The sequence below is a fragment of the Kitasatospora sp. NPDC101155 genome, assembly GCF_044768305.1.
Lineage (GTDB): Bacteria > Actinomycetota > Actinomycetes > Streptomycetales > Streptomycetaceae > Kitasatospora.
Genome location: NZ_JBIWPN010000018.1, coordinates 1 through 23,148, shown reverse-complemented (window position 1 = coordinate 23,148; position 23,148 = coordinate 1). Strand labels below are relative to the sequence as shown.

Sequence of the window (23,148 nt, the reverse complement as noted above, 5' to 3'; positions counted from 1 at the left end):
TATAAGTGGTTTATCGTTCCCGCCTTCTCGACTACACCCACGGCCGCACCCGCCCCCCGACGAGCCCCCCGACCGCCGGCCCGCTTGTCAGTCCCACCCGGCACCATGGGGGCATGGCGCCCCAGCACCCGACCCCGCCCGCCGGCGACCCGCCCGCCGACACCCCGCCGGCCGACGACCCCCTGGCCGGATTCGCCCCGGCCACCCGGGCCTGGTTCACCGGCGCCTTCTCCGCCCCCACCACCGCCCAGTCCGAGGCCTGGCGCGCCATCCGGCGGGAGACCGACGTCCTGGTGGTCGCCCCCACCGGCTCCGGCAAGACACTCGCCGCCTTCCTCTCCGCGCTGGACCGCCTCAGCAGCACCCCGCCCCCCGCCGAGCCCAAGCGCCGCTGCCGGGTGCTCTACGTCTCGCCGCTCAAGGCCCTCGCGGTGGACGTCGAACGCAATCTCCGCGCCCCGCTGACCGGCCTGCGCCAGGCCGCCGTCCGCCTCGGTCTGCCCGAGCCGGAGGTCCAGGTCGCGATCCGCTCCGGCGACACCCCCGCCGCCGACCGCCGCCGCTTCACGACCCACCCGCCGGACATCCTGATCACCACCCCCGAGTCGCTCTTCCTGCTGCTCACCTCCTCCTCCCGGGAGGCGCTGCGCGGCGTGGACACGGTGATCCTGGACGAGGTGCACGCAGTCGCCGGCACCAAGCGCGGCGCCCACCTCGCACTCAGCCTGGAGCGGCTGGACGAGCTGCTGGACCGCCCGGCCCGCCGGATCGGCCTGTCCGCCACGGTGCGCCCGGTCGAGGAGGTGGCCCGCTTCCTCAGCCCCCAGCGCGGCGCCGCCGTCGTCCAGCCCGCCGCCGCCAAGGAGTTCGACCTCTCGGTGGTCGTCCCCGTCCCTGACCTGGACGACCTGCCCGCCGCCCCGGCCACCGGCGGCGCCGCCGGCAGCGACCCGCAGCGTCAGGCCTCGATCTGGCCGCACGTCGAGGAGCGGATCGTCGACCTGGTCGAGGCGCACCGCTCGACCATCGTCTTCGCCAACTCCCGCCGCCTGGCCGAGCGCCTGTGCAACCGGCTGAACGAGATCGCCCACGAGCGCGCCACCGGCACCGCCGTCCCCGAGGCGCACGCCCCGGCCCAGTTGATGGGCGGCTCGGGCGCCGCCAAGGGTGCGCCCGCGGTCATCGCGCGGGCGCACCACGGCTCCGTCTCCAAGGAACAGCGCTCGCTCGTCGAGGAGGAGTTGAAGGCCGGTCGGCTGCCCGCCGTGGTCGCCACCTCCAGCCTGGAGCTGGGCATCGACATGGGCGCCGTGGAACTCGTCGTCCAGGTCGAGTCCCCACCCTCGGTCGCCTCCGGCCTGCAGCGGGTCGGCCGGGCCGGCCACCAGGTCGGCGCCGTCTCCACCGGCGTCTTCTTCCCCAAGTACCGGGGGGACCTGGTGCAGTCCGCCGTGGTGACCGAGCGGATGCGGGCCGGCCGGATCGAGGCACTGCGCATCCCGCGCAACCCGCTGGACGTGCTGGCCCAGCAGCTGGTCGCGATGACGGCCCTGGACGCCTGGCCGGTGGACGACCTGCTCACCGTGGTCCGCCGCGCCGCGCCCTTCGCCACCCTCCCGCAGTCCGCCTTCGACGCCGTGCTCGACATGCTGGCAGGCCGCTACCCCTCGGACGCCTTCGCCGAGTTGCGCCCCCGGGTGGTCTGGGACCGGGTGGCCGGCACGGTCACCGGCCGCCCCGGCGCCCAGCGCCTGGCCGTCACCTCCGGCGGCACCATCCCCGACCGCGGCCTGTTCGGCGTCTTCATCGCCGGCACCACTGCGTCCGATTCGAAGACGGGCAAGAAGGGCGGCGGCAGGGTCGGCGAGCTGGACGAGGAGATGGTCTACGAGTCCCGCGTCGGCGACGTGTTCACCCTCGGCACCACCTCCTGGCGGATCGAGGAGATCACCCACGACAAGGTGCTGGTCACCCCCGCCCCCGGCGTCCCGGGTCGGCTCCCGTTCTGGAAGGGCGACACCCTCGGCCGCCCGCTCGAACTCGGCCGCGCCCTGGGCGCGTTCACCCGCGAGCTGGGCGCCCTCCGGCCGGAGGCCGCGACCGAGCGCCTCAAGCAGGCCGGCCTGGACGAGTGGGCCGCCGCCAACCTGCTCGACTACCTCGCCCAACAGCGCACCGCCTGCGGCCACCTCCCGGACGACCGCACCATCGTGGTCGAGCGTTTCCGGGACGAGCTCGGTGACTGGCGGATCGTCATCCACTCCCCCTTCGGCGCCCAGGTGCACGCCCCCTGGGCCCTGGCCCTGGGCGCCCGGCTGCGCGAGAAGCACGGCCTGGACCCCCAGGTCATGCACGCCGACGACGGCATCGTGCTCCGCCTGCCCGACGCCGATCTCCTGGCCCCCGACTTCGATTTCAGCAGCCCGTCCGAACCCGCCGGTTCACCCCCGGGCGCGGCCCCGGACGAGGCCCCGGTCGGCGCCGACGCCGCCCTGTTCGACCCCGGCGAGATCGAGCAGCTGGTCACCGACCAGGTCGGCGGCTCCGCCCTGTTCGCCTCCCGCTTCCGCGAGTGCGCCGGCCGCGCCCTGCTGCTCCCCCGCCGCAACCCCGGCCGCCGCACCCCGCTCTGGCAGCAGCGCCAGCGCGCCGCCCAACTGCTCGAAGTCGCCTCCGAGTACGGCTCGTTCCCGATCGTCCTGGAGGCCGTCCGGGAGTGCCTGCAGGACGTCTTCGACGTCCCCGGCCTGGTCGAGCTGATGGGCGACCTGGAGTCCCGCGCGGTCCGCCTGGTCGAGGTCACCACCCCCGAGCCCTCGCCCTTCGCCCGCTCGCTGCTGTTCGGCTACGTCGCCCAGTTCCTCTACGAGGGCGACTCCCCGCTCGCCGAACGCCGAGCCGCCGCCCTCTCGCTGGACTCCCGGCTGCTGTCCGAGCTCCTCGGTCAGGCCGAGTTGAGCGAACTGCTCGACCCCGGGGTCCTCGCCGAGCTGGAGGCCGAACTCCAACGCCTCACCCCCGAGCGGCGGATCAAGGACGCCGAGGGCGTCGCCGACGCCCTGCGCCTGCTCGGCCCGCTCACCGAGGCCGAGTTGACGGCCCGCGGCGCCGAACCGCTCTGGGCCCTGGAGCTGGAGGCCGCCCGCCGGGTGATCCAGGTCCGGATCGCCGGCGAGCAGCGCTGGGCCGCGATCGAGGACGCCGGACGGCTGCGTGACGCGCTCGGCACCCCGCTGCCGGTCGGCGTCCCCGAGGCCTTCACCGAGCCGGTCAAGGACCCGCTGGGCGACCTGCTGGCCCGCCACGCACGTACCCACGGCCCGTTCACCGCGGCCGAGGCGGGCACCCGCTACGGCCTGGGCACCGCCGTGGTCACCGGCACCCTGCACCGGCTCACCGCCGCGGGCCGCCTGGTCCAGGGGCAGTTCATCCCACCCGTCGCCCGCCACCACCCTTCTTCGGAAGCGCTTCGCGCTGCCCCTCCCGGCCACACCGCCCCCGAGTGGTGCGACGCCGAGGTGCTGCGCCGGCTGCGCCGCCGCTCGCTGGCCGCCCTGCGCCAGGAGGTCGAGCCCGTCCCGCCGCGCGCCCTGGCCGCCTTCCTCCCGCAGTGGCAGCACCTGGCCGGCCACCGGCTGCGCGGCCCGGACGGCCTGCTCCGGGTGGTCGAGCAGCTCCAGGGCACAGCCCTGCCCGCCTCCGCCCTGGAGAAGCTGATCCTCCCGGCCCGGCTCGCCGACTACTCCCCCGGCCTGCTGGACGAGCTGACGGCCGCCGGCGAGATCGGCTGGTGCGGCGCCGGCGCGCTGCCCGGCAAGGACGGCTGGCTGAGCCTGCACCTGGCCGAGAACGCCCACCTGCTGCGCCCCGAGCCCGTCCCGCCCGCGCTCACCCCGCTGCACAGCGCGCTGATGCAGGCGCTGACCGGCGGCTACGGCCTGTTCTTCCGCCAACTGGTCCAGCAGCTCCCGGAGGACACCGCCGAGCCGGAGATCGTCGAGGCGCTCTGGGACCTGGTCTGGGCCGGGTACGTCACCAACGACACCCTGGCCCCGCTGCGCGCCCTGCTCGGCTCCGGCCGTACCGCGGGCGCCACTGCCCACCGCGCGCCCCGGGCCACCCCGCGCGGCCGCTACGGCGGCGCCGGCCGCGCCTTCGGCCGGGTCGGCGGCGCGCTGCGCAGCGGCCCGCCGACGGTGGCCGGGCGCTGGTCGCTGCTGCCCGCCTTCGCCGCCGACCCGACGGTCCGGGCCACCGCCCAGGCGCAGAGCCTGCTGGACCGGCACGGTCTGCTCACCCGGGGCACGGTGGCGGCCGAACGGGTGCCCGGCGGCTTCGCCGGCGTCTACCGGGTGCTCGCCGCGATGGAGGAGCGCGGCCGGGCCCGCCGGGGCTACTTCGTCGAGGGCCTGGGCGGCGCCCAGTTCGCCATGGAAGGCGCGGCCGACAGGCTGCGCTCGGTCAACGGCCGGCTGGAGCGGGCCCGCAGCACCGAGTGGCCGGCCGCTCCCACCGCCGAACCGCCGCAGCTGCTGGTGCTGGCCGCCGCCGACCCGGCGAACGCCTACGGCGCCGCCCTGCCCTGGCCCGAGCCACCCACCGTCCCCGGCCGCAAGGAGTCCACCGCCCATCGACCGGGCCGCAAGGCGGGCGCCCTGGTGGTCCTGGTGGACGGCGAGCTGGCGCTGTACGTGGAGCGGGGCGGCAAGTCCCTGCTGGCCTGGCCCGAGGACGAGGCGACCCGGGCGCTGGCCGCCGGGGCGCTGGCCGAGGCGGTCCGCGCGGGCGCGCTCGGCAGCGTCACGGTGGAGCGGGCCAACGGCGAGCCCGCGCTCGGCTCCGACCTCGGCCGCGCCCTGGAGGAGGCCGGTTTCCACGCCACCCCGCGCGGCCTCCGGCTGCGGCCCTAGGAAGCCGCGTCCGGAGCGTGCACGGGAACGCCGAAGGCCGCGGGGCCAACGACCCCACGGCTTTCAGCCACATCTGATCATCCGACCGGCGGCGACTGCGTCTCCACCCGGCCCACGGCCTTCTGGCGCCGACGCCGGACCGGTCCGGTCGCGTTCCGGTCCGCGTGGACCGGGATGAGGCCGAGACCCCAACCACCGGCCGCGAGCAGGCCCAGCACCGCGTCGTCGGCGAGTTGCCCCCTGACAGCCACCAGCCACCAACCGAGCCCGGCCGTCAGGACCACCGGGGCCCATCTGGCCGGCCAGGGCACCAACCGCCGCGCCCGCAGCCCTATTCGGGCCACCGTGCGCACCGTCGCGAGTCTCCGCACGACCGCCCTCCTCCGCTCGCCCCGGGCATCGGTGGAGCCCGGGTGTCGAGGCCGGAATCAGGCGGCGACCACGTCCATCGCAGGGGCCTTGGGCGACATGGTCGCCCGGTCGGCGCCGGGGGCGGGCAGCGGAACCGGTTCGAGTACCGGCCTCAGCAGATCACCTTCGGAGAGGGTGGCCATCGCCGCAAGTTCGGCGAGCGACAGCTCGTCGCTGACCTCGCGCATGACCTCGGACATCCGGACGTCGAGTGCGTCGCAGATGGCGGAGAGCAGCTCCGAGGAGGCCTCCTTCTGTCCCCGCTCGACCTCGGAGAGGTATCCGAGCGAAACCCTGGCGGCCGCCGACACCTCGCGGAGTGTGCGGCCCTGGCGCTGGCGCTGCCGACGCAGTACATCGCCCAGTAGGCGACGGAGCAGGATCATCGGTGCCTCCCTCCTCGGACTGCGGATCGAGATGTCACGCCCCCACCGTACCGCCTTGCCCGCTTCGCGTGCGGGGACCCCGGTCGTGTTCACTCTGGGCTGCAAGGCCGTCCCCCTCCTCGTTCCGGTGTCACACCCGGGTTCGCGGGCCCCTCGTGGTACCCGACGCGACCCACCCGGCCACCATCACGCAACTCGTTCGCCATCTGGTATCTGCCCAACCAGGACCTCGGATGTAACACGATCCTCCAGCAGTGCCATACCCGCGCGTGCCGGTTCGACAGATCTCGGTTCGGTGGAGATCCTCAGCCGGGCCCCTATCGAGCGAGCCGGCCGACGAGCAGCTCCAGTGCGGCGGTCACCGCCCCGTGACGGATTGTGGCACGACCACCCGACAGCAGGGGCGAACTGACCAGAGTTCCCCCCGGGCCGGCCACCGCCAGGTGTACCGTGCCGACCGGCTGACCGTCCTGCGGGTCGGGACCGGCCACCCCGGTCGTCGCGAGCCCGTACGTGGCCCCCAGCAGCCCCCGCACGCCCTCGGCCATCTGCCGCGCCACCACCGGGTGCACCGGACCGTACACGTCCAACAGGCCCTCGTCCACACCGAGCACCGAGGCCTTCAGCTCGGTCGCGTAGGCGGTGACCGAGCCGCGGAAGGTCGCGGAGGCCCCGGGGACGTCCACCAGCGCGGCGGCCAGCAGCCCGCCGGTCAGCGACTCGGCGACGGCCAGGGTGCCCCCCTGGGCCCGCAGCGCGGTGTGCGCCCGATCGGCCAGCTCGTAGTCCGTCACCCGGTCTCCCCCGTCGCTCACCGGTCCGCGCGCTCCGCGGCCGTTCCCTCGCGGCGCAGTCGCAGCGCCTGTCCGATGTAGTCCAGCGCGGTGGCGACGGTGAGCACCACCGCCAGGGCCATCAGGACGGCCCGTCCGGTGGCCAGCCAGCCGGTCAGCGGCAGGACGTACATGCCGACCGCGGTGCCCTGGGTCAGCGTCTTGAGCTTGCCGCCGCGGCTGGCCGGGATGACCCCGTAGCGGATCACCCAGAAGCGCATCAGCGTGATGCCGAGCTCGCGGGCCAGGATCACCACGGTGACCCACCAGGGCAGGTCGCCGAGCAGCGAGAGGCCGATCAGCGCCGAACCCATGATCGCCTTGTCGGCGATCGGGTCGGCGATCTTCCCGAAGTCGGTGACCAGGCCCTTGCGGCGGGCGAGTTCACCGTCGAACAGGTCGGTGATCATCGCGATCGCGAACGCGGCCCAGGCGACGGCGCGCCACTTGGGGTTGTGCCCGCCGTCGGCGAACAGCAGCGTCACGAAGACCGGGACCAGCAGGACCCGGACCATCGTGAGCACGTTGGCGATGTTCCAGACACTGGGCGCCGGCGGAAGGGCGGCCGCCGGTCTGCCCGGGTGGGCCGCGGCCGGGGCGCCGGGCCCCTTGGTCATTCCCCGGCTCCCGGAGCCTCGGCCCCCGAAGTCCTGGGCAGTCGCACCCGCTCCAGCGCCTCGGCGATCAGGTCGACGCCCTCGCTGGCCACCACGGTGGCCCGCCAGAACTGCCCGACCGCCGGGTTCTCGACGCCGTTCAGGGTGGTCAGGCCGTCGGTCTCCGGAGCCTGGTGGGCGGAGCGGCCTTCGATCACGCCGTCCTCGACCGACTCGATCAGCACCTCGACCTCGGTGCCGATCCGCTGCTCGGCCCGCTGGGCGGTCATCTCCTCGGCGAGGCGGCTCAGCCGGCTCAGCCGGTCCGCGACCACGTCCTCGGGCAGCTTGCCGTCGTAGGTCGCGGCCTCGGTACCCTCCTCGTCGGAGTAGCCGAAGACGCCGATCGCGTCCAGTCCGGCGTGGGTGACGAAGCGTTCCAGCTCGGCGTAGTCCTCCTCGGTCTCCCCGGGGAAGCCGACGATGAAGTTGGACCGGGCGCCGGCCTGCGGGGCCTTGTCGCGGATGGTCTTCAGCAGCTCCAGGAACTGGTCGGTGGAGCCGAAGCGGCGCATCCGGCGCAACACGGCGGGCGCCGAGTGCTGGAAGGACAGGTCGAAGTACGGCACGACGTCGGTGGTCCCGGTCATCGCGTCGATCAGGCCCGGGCGCATCTCGGCGGGCTGCAGGTAGGAGACCCGGACCCGCTCGACGCCCTCGATCGCGGAGATCTCGCCGAGCAGCGTCTCCAGCAGCCGGATGTCGCCGAGGTCCTTGCCGTACGAGGTGTTGTTCTCGCTGACCAGGACGATCTCGCGGACGCCCTGCTCGGCCAGCCACTGGGCCTCGTGCAGCACGTCGGAGGGGCGGCGGGAGATGAACGAGCCCCGGAAGGCCGGGATGGCGCAGAAGGAACAGCGCCGGTCACAGCCGGAGGCGAGCTTGACCGAGGCGACCGGGCTGTCGTCCAGCCGCTTGCGCAGGGTGCGCGGGCCGGAGGCGGGCGCGAGGCCGTCGGGCAGGTCGGCGATCGGCTCGGCGGCGGCCTCGGCGCCGTGGCCGGGCAGCGCGACGGCCTCGGCGGCGGACTGCCGCTCGGCGGGGCTGATCGGCAGCAGCTTGCGGCGGTCGCGCGGGATGTGCGGGGCGTGGTGGCCGCCGGAGAGGATGGTCTGCAGGCGGTCGGAGATGTCGGCGTAGTCGTCGAAGCCGAGCACGCCGTCCGCCTCGGGCAGCGCGTCGGCGAGCTCCTTGCCGTACCGCTCAGCCATGCAGCCGACCGCGACGACGGCCTGGGTGCGGCCGTGGCCCTTGAGGTCGTTGGCCTCCAGCAGGGCGTCCACGGAGTCCTTCTTGGCGGCCTCGACGAAGCCGCAGGTGTTGACGACGGCGACGTCCGCCTCGGCGGCGTCGTCGACGAGCAACCAGCCGTCGGCTTCCAGTCGCCCGGCGAGTTCCTCGGAGTCCACCTCGTTGCGGGCGCATCCGAGCGTGACAAGGGCGACAGTGCGGCGTTCAGGCATAGGCCCAAGATTAACGCGCGGCCTCCGGTGCCGTTCGCCCCGGAGGCCGTGTGCCATGGATCAGCTGATCATCAACGGCCCTCGACGGCCCCTGTGGTCAGCCAGCCTGCGGGTCTCCGGGGGTGTACGTGACGTGCACCACCTGGCCGTCCTTGCCGAGAACTCCGAGGTCCTTGCCGTTGACGTACGCGTGCACGGCCCCGCCGTTGCCGAGCACCAGCTTGATCTGCTTGGGGTCGGTGAAGGTCTGGTCCTGGCCGTCGCTGATGTTGTTCTGGAACAGCGACTTGCCGTTGCCGTCCATCGCCGAGACCCAGCTGGTGCCCTGGGCGACCAGCTTCACGGTGACCTTGTCGGCCGGGACGGCGGCGATCGCGGCGGCGCTCGGCGTGGGCGCCGGCGGCTGGACGGCGGGCGTTTCCGGGGCGACCGAGCCGGTGCCGGCGCCGCTGGGCAGCGGCGCGCTGGCGGAGCCGGTGGTGCCGTGGCCGCCCTTGCCGCTCACCAGGTTGAAGCCGATCAGCGCGACCACCGCGACGATCGCGGCGACCATGGCCGCCGCCCAGTTCGGCCGGCTGCGGCTGGGCACCCTGACCGGGCCGCTGTCGATCAGCTGGGTGGCCGGGCGCTTGGCGGCCGGCGAGCCGCCGTGCGCGGCGTCGTAGCGGGCGACCAGCGCCTCACCGTCCACGCCGACCGCGCGGGCGATCGAGCGGATGTGCCCGCGGGCGTAGAAGTCGCCGCCGCAGCGGTCGAAGTCGTCCTCCTCGATGGCGTGGACGATCGGCACCCGCACCCGGGTCGCGGTACTCACCTGGTCCACCGTGAGTCCCGCCTCGATCCGGGAGGCGGACAGCACCCGGCCGATGCTCGGGGCATCGGCCGCCTGCACCGCGTCGTCGGTCGGCTCGACGGACGACGGGGCGTTCTCACGGTCGGAGGACTTGCCGATGGTCACGGGGCACGCCTTTCGAGCGGATGGCCACCTGCTGGAGAACAGTGTAGGGGCGTGGACGGATCGTTGCCCAAGCAGAAACGGGACGGAATGCGCGCGCCCGTTCCGACCGGGGGCCGGCCCCCGCTGACCGGTCGTCAGCGGGGGCTCGCGGGGACCCGGAGTGCACTTTCCGGCCTGTGCCGCGGTGTACGGACGTTCGGTTCCCCACACCGCGCCTACCCTCCTCCGAACGGGTGAACACACCCGGAGGGCACGGCCCGTCAGCCCCGCAGGGTCATCAGCACGCCGTCCAACTCGTCCGGCTTCACCAGGACGTCCCGGGCCTTGGAGCCCTCGCTCGGACCGACGATCCCGCGCGACTCCATCAGGTCCATCAGCCGGCCCGCCTTGGCGAAGCCGACCCGGAGCTTGCGCTGGAGCATCGAGGTCGAGCCGAACTGGGTGGAGACCACCAGCTCGGCCGCCTGGATCAGCAGGTCGAGGTCGTCGCCGATCTCCTCGTCGATCTCCTTCTTCGGCCCGGCCCCGGCCATCACGTCGTCCCGGTAGACGGCGCTCAGCTGGTCCTTGCAGTGCTGCACCACCTTGGCGATCTCCGCCTCGGTGACGAACGCGCCCTGCATGCGGACCGGCTTGCTCGCGCCCATCGGCAGGAAGAGCGCGTCGCCCTTGCCGATCAGCTTCTCCGCGCCGGGCTGGTCCAGGATGACCCGGGAGTCGGCCATCGCGGAGGTCGCGAAGGCCAGCCGGGACGGCACGTTGGCCTTGATCAGGCCGGTGACCACGTCCACCGAGGGCCGCTGGGTGGCGAGCACCAGGTGGATGCCGGCCGCGCGGGCCAGCTGGGTGATCCGGACCACCGAGTCCTCGACGTCGCGCGGCGCGACCATCATCAGGTCGGCCAGCTCGTCGACGATCACCAGCAGGTACGGGTACGGCCTCAGCTCCCGCTCGCTGCCCAGCGGCGGGGTGACCCTGCCGGCCTTCACGGCCTCGTTGAAGTCGTCCACGTGCCGGAAGCCGTACGCCGCGAGGTCGTCGTAGCGCAGGTCCATCTCGCGCACCACCCACTGGAGGGCCTCGGCGGCCTTCTTGGGGTTGGTGATGATCGGCGTGATCAGGTGCGGGATGCCCTCGTACGCGGTCAGCTCGACCCGCTTGGGGTCGACCAGGACCATCCGCACCTCGTCCGGGGTGGCCCGGGCGAGGATCGAGGTGATCAGGCAGTTGATGCAGGACGACTTGCCGGCGCCGGTCGCACCGGCCACCAGGATGTGCGGCATCTTGGCGAGGTTGGCCATCACGGTGTGGCCCTCGACGTCCTTGCCCATGCCGACGACCATCGGGTGGGTGTCCTCCGCGGCCGTGCGCGAGCGCAGCAGGTCGCCGAGGTTGACCATCTCGCGGTCCCGGTTGGGGATCTCGATGCCGACCGCGGACTTGCCCGGGATCGGGCTGATGATCCGCACGTCCGGGCTGGCCACCGCGTACGCGATGTTCTTGGCGAGCGCGGTGATCCGCTCCACCTTGACGGCCGGGCCGAGCTCGACCTCGTAGCGGGTGACCGTCGGGCCGCGGGTGAAGCCGGTGACCTTGGCGTCCACCTTGAACTCGGCGAAGGTGCCGGTGAGCTGGGCCACCACCTCGTCGTTGAGGGCGCTGCGGGCCTTGGCCGGGCCGCCGCGCTCCAGCAGGTCGAGCGAGGGCAGCGCGTAGGTGATGCCCTCGCCGAGCTGGAGCTGCTCCATCCGCACCGGCGCCGGGCCGTGCTCCGCGGGCGCGCCCGGTCCGCCGCTGCGCGCGGCCGGGACGGCGGGCTCCTCCGGCGCGGCGGTGAGGTCCTTGACCTGGTGCATCATGTCCGCCACCGCGGAGGAGGCGGGCACCCCGTAGACCAGCGCGCCGTCCAGGTCGGCGGCCGCGCCGGCGGCGAGGTCGCGGGTGGCGTACGGGTCCGGCGGCTCCTTGTCGAGCGAGACCCGGACGGCCTCCGGCTGCTCCTCGTCGTCGACGCTCTGTTTGCGCCGTCGGCGGCGACGGCGGGCGGCCACCTCGTCGGTCGGGTCTTCACCGTCGGTGTCCAGGGTGAACGGCATGGCGTCGGGGTCGGCGTCCTCCGGCGGGTCTGTGGACAGCTCGCGCTCCGGCGTACGCCCCCAGCGCGGCTCGTCCTCCGGCCCGGACTCGATCACGCCGAGCCGTATGAACACCCCCCGCACCCGCTCGCCGATCCGGTTGACCGGGGTGGCGGTGACCACCAGCAGGCCGAAGAAGGCCAGCAGCAGGAGCAGCGGCACGGCCAGCGCCGGCCCGGCGGCGGCCATCATCGGGGTGGACGCGGCCCAGCCGATGATCCCGCCGGCCGCCCTTATCCGGGAGGCCCCGCTGCCCATCATGGGCGCGCCGCACCCGATGTGGACCAGGCCGAGGACGCCGACCAGCAGCGCGCCCAGCCCGATCACGATCCGGCCGTTGGCCTCCGGCAGCTCGGGGTGGCGCCAGAGCCGGATCGCGATCCCGGCCAGCAGGAACGGCACCAGCACGTCGAGCCGCCCGAACAGCCCGGACACCACGGCGGTGGCCGCCTCGCCCAGCCAGCCCTGCGGGCTGAACCAGGTGCCGGCGGCGGTCACCATCCCGAGTGCGAACAGCACCAGGCCCAGACCGTCCTTGCGGTGGGCCGGGTGGAGGTTCTTGGCGCCGTCGCCGACGCCGCGGAAGATCGCGGCGATCGGGCTCGCCAAGGCGTTGAGGAGCCGCATCAGCCCCGAGCGGGACGGCGGTGGCGGCGGGGCCGACTTGGCCGCCGCCTTCTTCGCGGGGGCCCTGCGAGCTGCCGCCTTCTTCGCGGGCGGCTTGCCCGGGGCCTTCACCGCGGCCTTCTTGGACGGTCCCGGAGTCGACTTACGTGCCGCGTTCCCGGGCGTGCGAGTGGCCATGGGTCAGCAGCCTACCGGTGTGGACCACCGGTGCACATGCGGCCGAGCCGGAGCGCCCGGACGTGTCGCAGACACACTGTCACGCTGACCGGCTTTCACCCGGCCGCACCGTCAAACCACCCGGACAGCCCAACGCGGGGCGCCGGCTCCGCGCGCCCGGCGGACGTCCTACAAGCTGCCCGGGCGCATCGCGTCCAGGGCCCGGCGCAGGCCGACGAGCTTGCGCTCCAGGTGCGCCGCGGTGGCGGCCACTCCGGCGTCCTCGGCCCCGTCCAGCTGCTTGCCCAGCGCCTCCGCCTGCTCCTCGACCGCCGCCAGCCGTGCGGACAGCTCGCCCAGCAGCGCCCCGCCGAGGGCCGGCTCGCCGCCGCCCGCCTCCAGCTGCAGCCGCAGCAGCGCGGCCTGCTCCTTCAGCTGGCAGTTCTTGACGTACAGGTCGACGAAGACCGAGACCTTGGCCCGCAGCACCCACGGGTCGAAGGGCTTGGAGATGTAGTCCACCGCCCCGGCCGCGTAGCCGCGGAAGGTGTGGTGCGGCCCGTGGTTGATCGCGGTGAGGAAGATGATCGGGATGTCCCGGGTGCGCTCGCGGCGCTTGATGTGGGCGGCGGTCTCGAAGCCGTCCATGCCCGGCATCTGGACGTCCAGCAGGATCACCGCGAAGTCGTCGGTCAGCAGCGCCTTGAGCGCCTCCTCGCCGGAGGCGGCGCGCACCAGCGTCTGGTCCAGGGCGGAGAGGATCGCCTCCAGCGCCAGCAGGTTCTCCGGTCGGTCGTCGACCAGGAGGATCTTCGCCTTCTGCATGGGGGCCCGCCCTCCTGTCGCCTGCCTGCCGCCCGGTGAAGGCACTCGCGTACTGCCCACCGCTACCCCGGTCATGCTAGCCGCACCCCCTCGCCCGGCACATCGCTCCGTCGGGACCCGATCCGGAACGGCGCGCAGTCAGTGCTCCGGCGCACGCTCACCACTGTGTCGCCGTCCGGTCACTGTTCGCAACGATCGGTGACCCTACCGGGTTCCCGGGCCCGTCCGCCAGCAAACCGACCGACCGGCAGGCGTGAACCCCGGGGCCCGGCCTGGAGTTCACGCCGCACGGAACGCACCATTCGACGGCTCGCTCGTTTCACTCACTCACGCCCGCGGCCCCCGTTCAACCACTCGTGCATCACCGACAGCAGGTGGTCGGTCTCCACCGGCTTGGTGATGTGGTCGGTGGCGCCCGCCTCCAGCGACTTCTCACGGTCGCCCTTCATCGCCTTGGCGGTCAGCGCGATGATCGGCAGCCCGGCGAACTGGGGCATCCGGCGGATCGCCTCGGTGGTCGCGTAGCCGTCCATCTCCGGCATCATGATGTCCATCAGGACCAGCGCCACGTGCTCGTGCTGCTCCAGCATCTCGATGCCCTCGCGGCCGTTCTCGGCGTACAGGACGGTCAGGCCGTGCTGCTCCAGCACGCTGGTCAGGGCGAACACGTTGCGCACGTCGTCGTCCACGATCAGCACCTGCTGGCCGTCGAAGCGGGTGTCGCCGCGGACCGGCCGGGGCTGCTGCGCGGGCTCCGCCTGGCGGGGCGGGGCGGCGCTCTCCAGGGCGGCGCTGCGCCGGCGCTCCAACGCCCCGCGGCGGCGCTCCTCGGCCAGCTCCCGGACCTCCTGGGCCCAGTGGTCGGCCGGGTTCTCACCCACCGGCACCGGCAGGCCCACCGGGGTCACCCCGACCGAGGCGCGCGGCACCGGCGCGGCCGAGTGGCCCGGGCGCTCGGGCTGACGGTCGACGGGGGCGCCGTCCGGGGCCTCGGTGCGCAGCGGCAGGTACAGGGTGAAGGTCGAACCCCGGCCCAGCTCGCTCTCGGCGTGGATCTCGCCGCCGAGCAGCCGGGCGATCTCCCGGCTGATCGACAGGCCGAGACCGGTGCCCTGGTACTTGCGGCTGGTGGTGCCGTCGGCCTGCTTGAACGCCTCGAAGATCTCCCGCAGCTTGTTGCCGGGGATGCCGATGCCGGTGTCGGAGACCGAGAAGGCGATCAGCTCGTCGTCCGGGTCCTGGATCGAGCCGGACTCCAGCAGCCGCTCGCGCACGTGCTGCGGGACGCCGTGGCTGGCCGCGCTGATCGAGAAGTCGACGCCGCCGCTGTCGGTGAACTTGACGGCGTTGGAGATCAGGTTGCGCAGCACCTGCTGGAGCCGCTGCTCGTCGGTGTGCAGGGTGACTGGCAGGGCGGGCGAGACCCGCACCGCGAAGTCCAGGTTCTTGTCCACGGCGACCGGCTGGAAGGTGGCCTCGACGTAGTCGACCAGCTGGACCAGGGCGATCCGGGCCGGACGGACGTCCATCTTGCCCGCCTCGACCTTGGACAGGTCCAGGATGTCGTTGATCAGCTGGAGCAGATCGGAGCCGGCGCCGTGGATGGTGTCGGCGAACTCGACCTGCTTGGGCGAGAGGTTGCCCTCGTTGTTGTCGGAGAGCAGCTTGGCCAGGATCAGCAGCGAGTTGAGCGGGGTGCGCAGCTCGTGCGACATGTTGGCGAGGAACTCGCTCTTGTAGCGGGAGGCCAGGGCGAGCTGTTCGGCGCGCTCCTCCAGGACCTGCCGGGCCTCCTCGATCTCGCCGTTCTTGATCTCGATGTCGCGGTTCTGCTGGGCGAGTTGCTCGGCCTTCTCCTGCAACTCCTCGTTGGTGCGCTCCAGTTCCTCCTGGCGCGCCTCCAACTCGGCGGATCGCATCGACAGTTCGGCGGTGAGCCGCTGGGACTCCAGCAGCAGGCCCTCGGTCTTGGTGTTGACGCTGATGGTGTTGACGGTGACGCCGATCAGGTCGGCGATCTGGTTGAGGAAGTCCAGCGCGACGGTGGTGAAGGAGCTGAAGGTGGCCAGCTCGATCACGCCGAGCAGCCGGCCCTCGAACTGCACCGGCAGCACCACGATGTGGGTCGGCGAGGCCTCGCCGAGGCCGGAGGCGATCTTGAGGTACCCGGGCGGCGCCTCCTTGACGATGATCGCCCGCTTCTCTACCGCCGCCTGGCCGATCAGCGACTCGCCGGGCCGGAAGGTGGTCGGCATCGCCCGCCGCTGGTAGCCGTAGCTGCCGATCAGCCGCAGCACGGTGTCGTTCTCGTCGTCGTCCTCGGTGATCAGCTCGGCGGTGCGGCCGGCCGGCTGGGCCAGGAAGAAGGCGCCGTGCTGGGCGGAGACCACCGGGGTCAGCTCGGTCATGATCAGCGAGGCGACCGCCTCCAGGTCCCGGCGGCCCTGGAGCAGGCCGGAGATCCGGGCCAGGTTGGTCTTGAGCCAGTCCTGCTCCTGGTTGGTGCGGGTGGTCTCGCGCAGGTTGGCGATCATCTGGTTGATGTTGTCCTTGAGCTCGTCGAGCTCCCCCGCGGCATCCACGTCGATCCGCAGGCTCAGGTCGCCCCTGGTCACCGCGGTGGCAACCTGGGCGATCGCGCGCACCTGCCGGGTCAGGTTGTTGGCCAGCTCGTTCACCGACTCGGTGAGGTCCTGCCAGGTGCCGTCCACGCCGGGCACCCGGGCCTGGCCGCCCAGGCGCCCGTCGGTGCCCACCTCGCGGGCCACCCGGGTGACCTCGTCGGCGAAGGCCGAGAGCTGGTCGACCATGGTGTTGATGTTGGTCTTGAGCTGGAGGATCTCGCCGCGCGCGTCGACGTCGATCTTCTGCGACAGGTCACCGCGGGCGACCGCCGTGATCACCAGCGCGATGTTGCGGACCTGGCCGGTGAGGTTGTTGGCCATCTGGTTGACGTTGTCGGTCAGGTCCTTCCAGATGCCGGCCACGCCCGGCACGCTCGCCTGACCGCCCAGGGTGCCGTCGGTGCCCACCTCGCGCGCCACCCGGGTGACCTCCACCGCGAACGCGGACAGCTGGTCGACCATGGTGTTCAGGGTCCCGGCGAGCGTCGCGATCTCACCCTGGGCATCGATGGTGATCTTCTTGGAGAGGTCGCCGCGGGCCACCGCGGAGGCAACCTCGGCGATGTTGCGCACCTGACCGGTCAGGTTCGACGCCATGAAGTTGACGTTGTCGGTCAGGTCCTTCCAGATGCCCGACACCCCACGCACCCGCGCCTGGCCGCCCAGGATGCCCTCGGTACCCACCTCGCGCGCCACCCGGGTGACCTCGTCGGCGAAGGCCGACAGCTGGTCGACCATCGTGTTGACGGTGGTCACCAGCTCCAGGATCTCGCCCCGGGCGTCGACGGTGATCTTCTTCGAGACGTCGCCGCGCGCCACCGCGGTGGTCACCTCGGCGATGCTGCGGACCTGGCTGGTCAGGTTGTTGGCCATCAGGTTGACGCTGTTGGTCAGGTCCTTCCAGGTGCCGGACACCCCGGGCACGCTGGCCTGGCCGCCGAGGATGCCCTCGGTGCCGACGTCCCGGGCCACCCGGGTCACCTCGTCCGCGAAGGAGGAGAGCTGGTCCACCATCGTGTTGATGGTGTTCTTCAGCTCCAGGATCTCCCCGCGCGCGTCCACCTGGATCTTCTGCGACAGGTCGCCCTTGGCGACCGCGGTCGTCACCTGGGCGATGTTGCGCACCTGATCGGTGAGGTTGTTCGCCATGAAGTTGACGTTGTCGGTCAGATCCCGCCACACCCCGGCCGCCCAGGGCACCTGCGCCTGACCGCCGAGCCGCCCCTCGGTGCCCACCTGACGGGCCACCCGGGTCACCTGTTCAGCGAAGCCGGACAGCTGGTCCACCATCGTGTTGATGGTGTTCTTCAGCTCCAGCATCTCGCCGCGCGCGTCCACCTCGATCTTCTGCGAGAGGTCCCCGCGCGCCACCGCCGTGGTCACCTGGGCGATGTTGCGCACCTGGCCGGTCAGGTTGTCGGCCATGAAGTTCACCGAGTCGGTCAGTTCGCGCCACACCCCGGCCACGCCCGGCACCTGCGCCTGACCGCCGAGCCGGCCCTCGGTACCGACGTCCCGGGCCACCGTGGTGACCTGGGCGGCGAAGCTGTTCAGCTGGTCCACCATCGTGTTGACGGTGTTCTTCAGCTCCAGCATCTCGCCGGCCACGTCCACGGTGACCTTGCGGGACAGGTCGCCCTTGGCCACCGCCGTGGTCACCTGGGCGATGTTGCGCACCTGCGCGGTCAGCCGGCCCGCCATGGTGTTGACCGAGTCCGCCAGGTCCTTCCAACTGCCGGACACACTGCGGACCTTGGCCTGACCGCCGAGCTTGCCCTCGGTGCCCACCTCGCGGGCCACCCGGGTCACCTCGTCGGTGAACTCCGAGAGCTGGTCCACCAGTCCGTTGACGGTCCGCCCGATCTTCAGGTACTCGCCGCGCAGCGGGTGGCTCACCCCGTTGCTGTGCAGCGAGCGCAGCTCCATCTTCTGGTCCAGGTCGCCCTCGGCGATCGAGCTCAGCACCCGGCCCACCTCGGCCATCGGACGGGCCAGGTCGTCGATCAGCGCGTTGCAGTTGTCGACGGCCGCCATCCAGGCGCCCTCGCCCGCACCGGTCTCCAGCCGCTCGTTCAGCCGGCCCTCGCGGCCCACCGCCCGCCGCACCCGGGCCAGTTCACCGGTCAGGTGCTGGTTGCGCTCGGCGACCTCGTTGAACACCGCGGCGATCTCCGCCAGCGGCCCGTCGCCCGGAACCGTCAGCCGGCGACGGAAGTTGCCGTCCCGCATCGCGGTCAACGCGGCCAGCAGCTTGCGCAGATCGGCCGGCTCGGCGCCGCGGTTGTGACCCGATCGCCGGCCGGCCGCGCTCCGCAGCGCCGTCCCGGACCGTCCACCGCGCGGAGCGGGCGGCGTCGTACCGGTTGCGTCCTTGGTTGCGTCCTTGGTGGCCGAACTCAACGGGCCCCTCCCACATAGTGAACTGTCCGGTGACCGCCGTGCCGTACGGCACGCACCCGGGCACCGGCCCGGCTGGGCTGCGTACCGGCGGACCCCACGGCGTACCGGCACCCACACGACCGTACTGCTCCCACCGGCCGTCGCGGACCCCCCAGTCTGGCAGCACTGGCACCGGGTATACGGGTGGTTGCGCTCGGTTGATACCGCACCGTCCGAAACAGGTGGGCAGAATCACCCCCAGGTGCCTGTTTCGCGGCCCCGCCCCCACGGGGAACCAAGCGGAAAGTAGGGTGGAGCGCTGCACCGGGTCGCGACCCGACCCAGCGACGCCGCCCACCCCGACGGCGCGCACGGGGAAGTCGGCGCCGCACCCCGGACAGCCAGGGCAAGAGCAGCAGAGGAGAAGTGGCAACGTGGTCACCGCGCGCGCAGCCGCCACCTTCGATCCCGACGGCCGGTCCGCGGCCGCCGCCCGGGGGTTCGTCCGGGACGCGCTGCTCGGCTGGGGCCTGCCCGAGGTCGTCGACGACGCCGTCGTCCTGGTCAGCGAACTGGTCACCAACGCCGTCGTGCACGCCGGCACCGCCGCCGAGGTCTGCTGCCTGCGCGAGGAGGAGACCGTCCGGATCGAGGTCACCGACCACCACCCCGAGCGCGGCCTGCCCTCGCTTGGCGACGGGCACCGCTACGCCGACCCCGACGGCGAGGGCGGCCGGGGCCTGCTGATGTGCTCCGCCCTGGCCGAGCGCTGGGGCGTCGAGTACGCGGCCGGGCAGAAGACCGTCTGGTTCCGGCTCACCCTGCCCGCCCACGTGGTCGGCACCCGCTACGCCGTCCCCGCCACCCCCGGCAGCGACCTGCCCAGCAGCCCCGGACCGGTGCACGTCGCCGTCGTCCAGCTCGACGAGGACGGCCGCGTCCTGGCCTGGAACCCGGACGCCGCGGCCCTCTTCCAGTACCCCGCCGCCGCCGTCCTCGGCCGTCCCTGGGCCGACCTCGCGGTCTGGCCGCAGTCCCCCGGCCGCGGCCTCGGCCTCACCGACACCCTGCGGCTGGCCCGCTGGGAGGGCGGCTACGGCGTCCGCCGCGCCGACGGCGAGGAGGTCGAGGTGTACGGCGCCCAGGTGCGCGTGCGTGACACCGAGGGCGTTCCCTCCACGCTCTGCCTGCTCGTCCTCGAACCCGACCGCGCCGTGCTGCGCTCCCCCGCCCGCACCCTGCCCGGCGAGCGCCCCGACCCGACCGGCCCCCGGCTCGACCTGCTGGCCGGCCCGGTCGACACCGACGACCTCGACACCCTGCTCCAGCGCACCGTCGAGCGCGCCCGCGACCTGCTCGACGCCGACGCCGCGTACCTGCTGCTCACCACCGACGACGAGACCGAGTTCGAGCTCCGCGCCGCCGCCGGCCTCAACCACGGGCACCGCCGGCACGCCCGCTTCCCGGTCGGGACCGGCAACCGCTACGACTCCGCCCGGCTGCCCTCCGTCCACGAGGACCTCTCCGCCCGCCCCACCGGCCTACCGCTGCTCGCCGACAGCGGCATGCGCTCCCTGGTCACCGTCCCGCTCAAGGTCGAGGGCCGCCTGATCGGCTCGCTCGGCATCGCCACCGCCGTGCCCGGCCGCTACGACAACGAGGACGCGCTGCGGCTGCAGTTCGCGGCCGACCGGGTCGCCCTGGCCGTCGAGAGCACCCGGCTGACCGAGCTGGAACGGCTGCGCCGCGGCTCGCTGTCCTTCCTCGTCGAGGCCTCCGACCTGCTGGCCGGCACGCTCGAACACGAGCAGACCCTCGCCCTGATGGCCCAGATGGCCGTCCCCACCCTCTCCTCCTGGTGCGCCGTCTACACCAACGGCGACCACGGTGCCTCGGCCGGCCTCGCCTTCGTCCTGCACGAGGACGAGGACCGGATCGACCCGCTGCGCGACCTGCTCGACAAGACCCCCGCCCCCGAGGCCGGCCCCACCCACGGCGTCCGATTCTGGACGGCTCCCGCCGGGACCGCCGAGGCCCTCGGCCTCACCGACAGCCCCGAACTGGCCGGACTGCTCGGCGAGACCGTGGTGCTGCCGCTGACCGCCCGCAACCGGGTCATCGGCCTGCTCGCGCTGGGCGTCCCGTCCGGCGTCCGCTTCCGCCAGGAGATCCTCGAACTCGCCGAGGACCTCTCCCGCCGGGCCGCCCTCGCCCTCGACAACTCCCGGCTCTACTCGGAGCGCACCGCCACCAGCCAGGCCCTCCAGCGCAGCCTGCTGCCCCCGGACCTGCCCGAGATCCCGGGCGTCGAGGTGGACGTCTACTACCAGGCGGCCGGCGAGGGCAACGAGGTCGGCGGCGACTTCTACGACCTGTTCACCATCCGCGAGGGCACCTACGGCTTCGCGATCGGCGACGTCTGCGGCACCGGCCCCGAGGCAGCCTCGGTCACCGGCCTGGCCCGGCACTCGCTGCGGCTGCTCGCCCGCGAGGGCCTGGACGCCCCGCAGGTGCTCCGCCGGCTCAACGCGGCCATCCTGGACGAGGGTTCGCGCAGCCGCTTCCTCACCCTGCTCTACGGCGAACTGACGCCCCGCCCGGACGGCAGCACCGAACTGTCCCTGGTCTGCGCCGGCCACCCGCTGCCGCTGCGGCTGCGCACCGACGGCCGGGTCGACCGGGCCGCCACCCCGCAGCCGCTGCTCGGCGTCATGGACGACCTCGACCTCACCGCCGAGCACCTGGTGCTCTCCCCCGGCGAGGTCCTGCTCTGCGTCACCGACGGTGTCACCGAACGCCGCGAGGGGCGGCGGATGCTGGGCGACGACGGCCTGGCCGAGGTGCTCACCGGCTGTACCGGCCTGACCGCCGGGGCGGTCGCGCTGCGGGTGCAGCGCGCGGTCGAGCGCTTCGCCCCGGAGCCGCCGTCCGACGACATGGCGATCCTGACCCTGCGGGTGCCGACCCAGCACACCGCCTGACACGGTCACAAATTGTTATCTTCACAAGGGTACAAGCGAGTTGGGCCGGGTACACCGATCTAGCCGGGGAATCTCCCCCGGCGGGGACGTGACCAGCGGCTCTCCGCTGGCCCATCACTTCTGACCTCACTTCTGACCGCTGCCCGCGCACGCCCTTCGCCGTGCGCCCTCGGCGCGGTCGCGCGCATCCACTCACCGACACGACACCAAGCGTCACTGCGCCCTGCGCGCGCCCAGAGTGAAAGGAGCCTCCGGTGAGCAACGACGCTACCGGGGCATCGAACGCCCGCTCCACCGGAGCCGACGCGGGTAACCTCGGCTACCTCGCCCTCGGCCTGACACTGCTCGCCTACGGTCTGCTCTCCACCGGAATCCTGCACGGCGCCGGTGTCGGGGACGCGGCCCACCTCGCCCACCTGCTCGGCGGCGTCACCCTCTTCATCGCGGGCCTGTGGCAGCTCCGCCGCGGCGAGGGCTTCACCGGCACCGCCTTCACCAGCCTCGGCGCCTTCTGGGCGACCTGGTCGGTGGCGGGCGGCGTGAGCAAGAACGCGGCCGGTCTGTTCCTGCTGCTGTGGGCCCTGCTCGCCCTCAGCCTCACGGCGGCCAGCTGGGGCGCCGGCCTGTTCAGCCGCGCCGTCTACGGTCTGCTGACGCTCTCCCTGGTGCTGTCCGCCATCGCCACCTTCGGTGGGTACGGCGGCCTCGCCAAGGCGGCCGGCTGGATCGCGGCCGTCTCCGGGCTCGTCGCCTGGTACTGGGCCACCTCCGCGCTGAGCAACGGCTCCTGGGGGAAGGTCGCCCTGCCGGTCAAGTGATCTGCTTCAGTCGCTCCTCGGCACCACTGCGGGGTCGGGTCGCCGTCTCGACGGCGGCCCGACCCCGTCGGCGCGCCACCAACGCCAGGACGGCGTAGGCGAGGAGCAGGATCACGACGGCGACGATGCCGTCCGCCCAGAAGTGGTTGGCCGTCACCACGACCACCGCGACCGTCAGCACCGGATGCAACACCACCACCCAGCGGAACGGGCTCGGCGACACCCGCACCACCGCGACCGCCGCCAGCACGCACCAGGCGACGTGCACCGACGGCATCGCCGACAGCTGATCGGCCACCACCACCCCGCCGACCGCACCCCCGTACACCGACTGCCCGTACTCGGCGGCCACGTCGAGGAACCCGCTCTGCGGCAGCATCCGCGGCGGCGCCACCGGGATGAACTGCACCAGCAGACAGACCGCGGTGGTGATCACCACCGTGTTGCGCACCCATGCGTAGCGCTCCCGGTGCCGCAGGAACACCCAGAGCAGCACAGCAAGCATCACGGCGAAGTGCATGACCGCGTAGTAGTAGTTCGCCAGCCTCACCAGCACCGGGTACGGCGTGATCGCCGCCTGCCAGGACGCCTCGTCCGGCAGTCCGATGATCTGCTCGGTGTGGTGGATCCAGCTCGCCCGGTCCAACGCGTGGTCGGCGCTCATCACCGACAGGTGCCCCACCAACTGCCAGAGCGCGAACAGCGCCAGCAGGGTGCCGGCCTCTCGCAGCAGCGCCGAGACCCCCGGCTTCCGGACCCGCGCGGCGACGTACGCGCCACCGTAGAGGCCGACGGCGGCACCCCCGGCGGACTGCCAGGTCAGGGTCAGGTTCTGCATTGGCAGAGGTTAACGCAAAAAGACCCCCTCCCGAATGGGAGGGGGTCTTTTTGGAATGATTGTTCGGCGGCGTCCTACTCTCCCACAGGGTCCCCCCTGCAGTACCATCGGCGCTGTGAGGCTTAGCTTCCGGGTTCGGAATGTAACC

At 72.8% G+C, this 23,148-nt stretch carries 13 protein-coding genes and 1 rRNA gene; 3 read left to right on the top strand and 11 right to left on the bottom strand.

The window, feature by feature from the left end:
* Window positions 1–113 precede the first annotated feature (113 nt).
* Window positions 114–4,910 (top strand): ATP-dependent helicase, encoded by a 4,797-nt coding sequence (locus tag ACIRYZ_RS25705; RefSeq protein ID WP_402948165.1) that lies wholly within the window; start codon window positions 114–116, stop codon window positions 4,908–4,910.
* A 77-nt stretch (window positions 4,911–4,987) separates the two neighbouring features.
* Here ACIRYZ_RS25705 and ACIRYZ_RS25700 read toward each other — a convergent pair whose 3' ends face one another.
* The 9 genes from ACIRYZ_RS25700 to ACIRYZ_RS25660 form a co-directional block, all read right to left on the bottom strand.
* Window positions 4,988–5,281 (bottom strand): hypothetical protein, encoded by a 294-nt coding sequence (locus ACIRYZ_RS25700; RefSeq protein ID WP_402948163.1) that lies wholly within the window; start codon window positions 5,279–5,281, stop codon window positions 4,988–4,990.
* Between the two features lie 57 nt (window positions 5,282–5,338).
* Window positions 5,339–5,707, bottom strand: a complete 369-nt coding sequence (locus ACIRYZ_RS25695; RefSeq protein WP_393027273.1) for a helix-turn-helix domain-containing protein — start codon at window positions 5,705–5,707, stop codon at window positions 5,339–5,341.
* 317 nt (window positions 5,708–6,024) lie between these two features.
* Complete coding sequence (locus ACIRYZ_RS25690) at window positions 6,025–6,522, bottom strand: CinA family protein (RefSeq protein ID WP_393027271.1); 498 nt, start codon at window positions 6,520–6,522, stop codon at window positions 6,025–6,027.
* Window positions 6,519–7,157, bottom strand: coding sequence for a CDP-diacylglycerol--glycerol-3-phosphate 3-phosphatidyltransferase (gene pgsA / locus ACIRYZ_RS25685; protein WP_402948160.1), 639 nt, complete (start codon window positions 7,155–7,157; stop codon window positions 6,519–6,521). Before pgsA ends, ACIRYZ_RS25690 begins: the two co-directional genes overlap by 4 nt.
* Window positions 7,154–8,659 (bottom strand): 30S ribosomal protein S12 methylthiotransferase RimO, encoded by a 1,506-nt coding sequence (gene rimO / locus ACIRYZ_RS25680; RefSeq protein ID WP_402948157.1) that lies wholly within the window; start codon window positions 8,657–8,659, stop codon window positions 7,154–7,156. The genes pgsA and rimO overlap by 4 nt, the downstream gene beginning before the upstream one ends.
* Before the next feature lie 97 nt (window positions 8,660–8,756).
* Window positions 8,757–9,617: a helix-turn-helix domain-containing protein gene (locus ACIRYZ_RS25675; protein WP_402948154.1), complete on the bottom strand. Its 861-nt coding sequence runs from the start codon at window positions 9,615–9,617 to the stop codon at window positions 8,757–8,759.
* 260 nt (window positions 9,618–9,877) lie between these two features.
* Window positions 9,878–12,556: a DNA translocase FtsK gene (locus ACIRYZ_RS25670; protein WP_402948151.1), complete on the bottom strand. Its 2,679-nt coding sequence runs from the start codon at window positions 12,554–12,556 to the stop codon at window positions 9,878–9,880.
* A 168-nt stretch (window positions 12,557–12,724) separates the two neighbouring features.
* A complete protein-coding gene (locus ACIRYZ_RS25665) occupies window positions 12,725–13,360 on the bottom strand; it encodes a response regulator (protein ID WP_402948148.1) in 636 nt (211 codons plus the stop codon).
* A 323-nt stretch (window positions 13,361–13,683) separates the two neighbouring features.
* Complete coding sequence (locus ACIRYZ_RS25660) at window positions 13,684–18,300, bottom strand: HAMP domain-containing protein (protein WP_402948382.1); 4,617 nt, start codon at window positions 18,298–18,300, stop codon at window positions 13,684–13,686.
* A 497-nt stretch (window positions 18,301–18,797) separates the two neighbouring features.
* On the opposite strand from ACIRYZ_RS25660, the gene ACIRYZ_RS25655 reads away from it, so the two are divergent.
* Both ACIRYZ_RS25655 and ACIRYZ_RS25650 read left to right on the top strand, forming a co-directional pair.
* Window positions 18,798–21,344, top strand: a complete 2,547-nt coding sequence (locus tag ACIRYZ_RS25655) for a SpoIIE family protein phosphatase (RefSeq protein ID WP_402948145.1) — start codon at window positions 18,798–18,800, stop codon at window positions 21,342–21,344.
* Between the two features lie 254 nt (window positions 21,345–21,598).
* Window positions 21,599–22,162 (top strand): acetate uptake transporter, encoded by a 564-nt coding sequence (locus ACIRYZ_RS25650; RefSeq protein ID WP_387629426.1) that lies wholly within the window; start codon window positions 21,599–21,601, stop codon window positions 22,160–22,162.
* Here ACIRYZ_RS25650 and ACIRYZ_RS25645 read toward each other — a convergent pair.
* Window positions 22,155–23,000, bottom strand: coding sequence for a phosphatase PAP2 family protein (locus tag ACIRYZ_RS25645; RefSeq protein WP_402948142.1), 846 nt, complete (start codon window positions 22,998–23,000; stop codon window positions 22,155–22,157). The genes ACIRYZ_RS25650 and ACIRYZ_RS25645 overlap by 8 nt on opposite strands.
* 61 nt (window positions 23,001–23,061) lie before the next feature.
* A 5S ribosomal RNA gene (gene rrf / locus ACIRYZ_RS25640) occupies window positions 23,062–23,148 on the bottom strand; the annotation flags it as partial.

Excerpts from the sequence above, each read along its gene's own strand:
- ACIRYZ_RS25705 (WP_402948165.1), top strand. The coding sequence starts at position 114 with ATGGCGCCCCAGCACCCGACCCCGCCCGCCGGCGACCCGCCCGCCGAC.
- ACIRYZ_RS25695 (WP_393027273.1), bottom strand. The coding sequence starts at position 5,707 with ATGATCCTGCTCCGTCGCCTACTGGGCGATGTACTGCGTCGGCAGCGC.
- pgsA (WP_402948160.1), bottom strand. The coding sequence starts at position 7,157 with ATGACCAAGGGGCCCGGCGCCCCGGCCGCGGCCCACCCGGGCAGACCG.
- rimO (WP_402948157.1), bottom strand. The coding sequence starts at position 8,659 with ATGCCTGAACGCCGCACTGTCGCCCTTGTCACGCTCGGATGCGCCCGC.
- ACIRYZ_RS25670 (WP_402948151.1), bottom strand. The coding sequence starts at position 12,556 with ATGGCCACTCGCACGCCCGGGAACGCGGCACGTAAGTCGACTCCGGGA.
- ACIRYZ_RS25665 (WP_402948148.1), bottom strand. The coding sequence starts at position 13,360 with ATGCAGAAGGCGAAGATCCTCCTGGTCGACGACCGACCGGAGAACCTG.
- ACIRYZ_RS25645 (WP_402948142.1), bottom strand. The coding sequence starts at position 23,000 with ATGCAGAACCTGACCCTGACCTGGCAGTCCGCCGGGGGTGCCGCCGTC.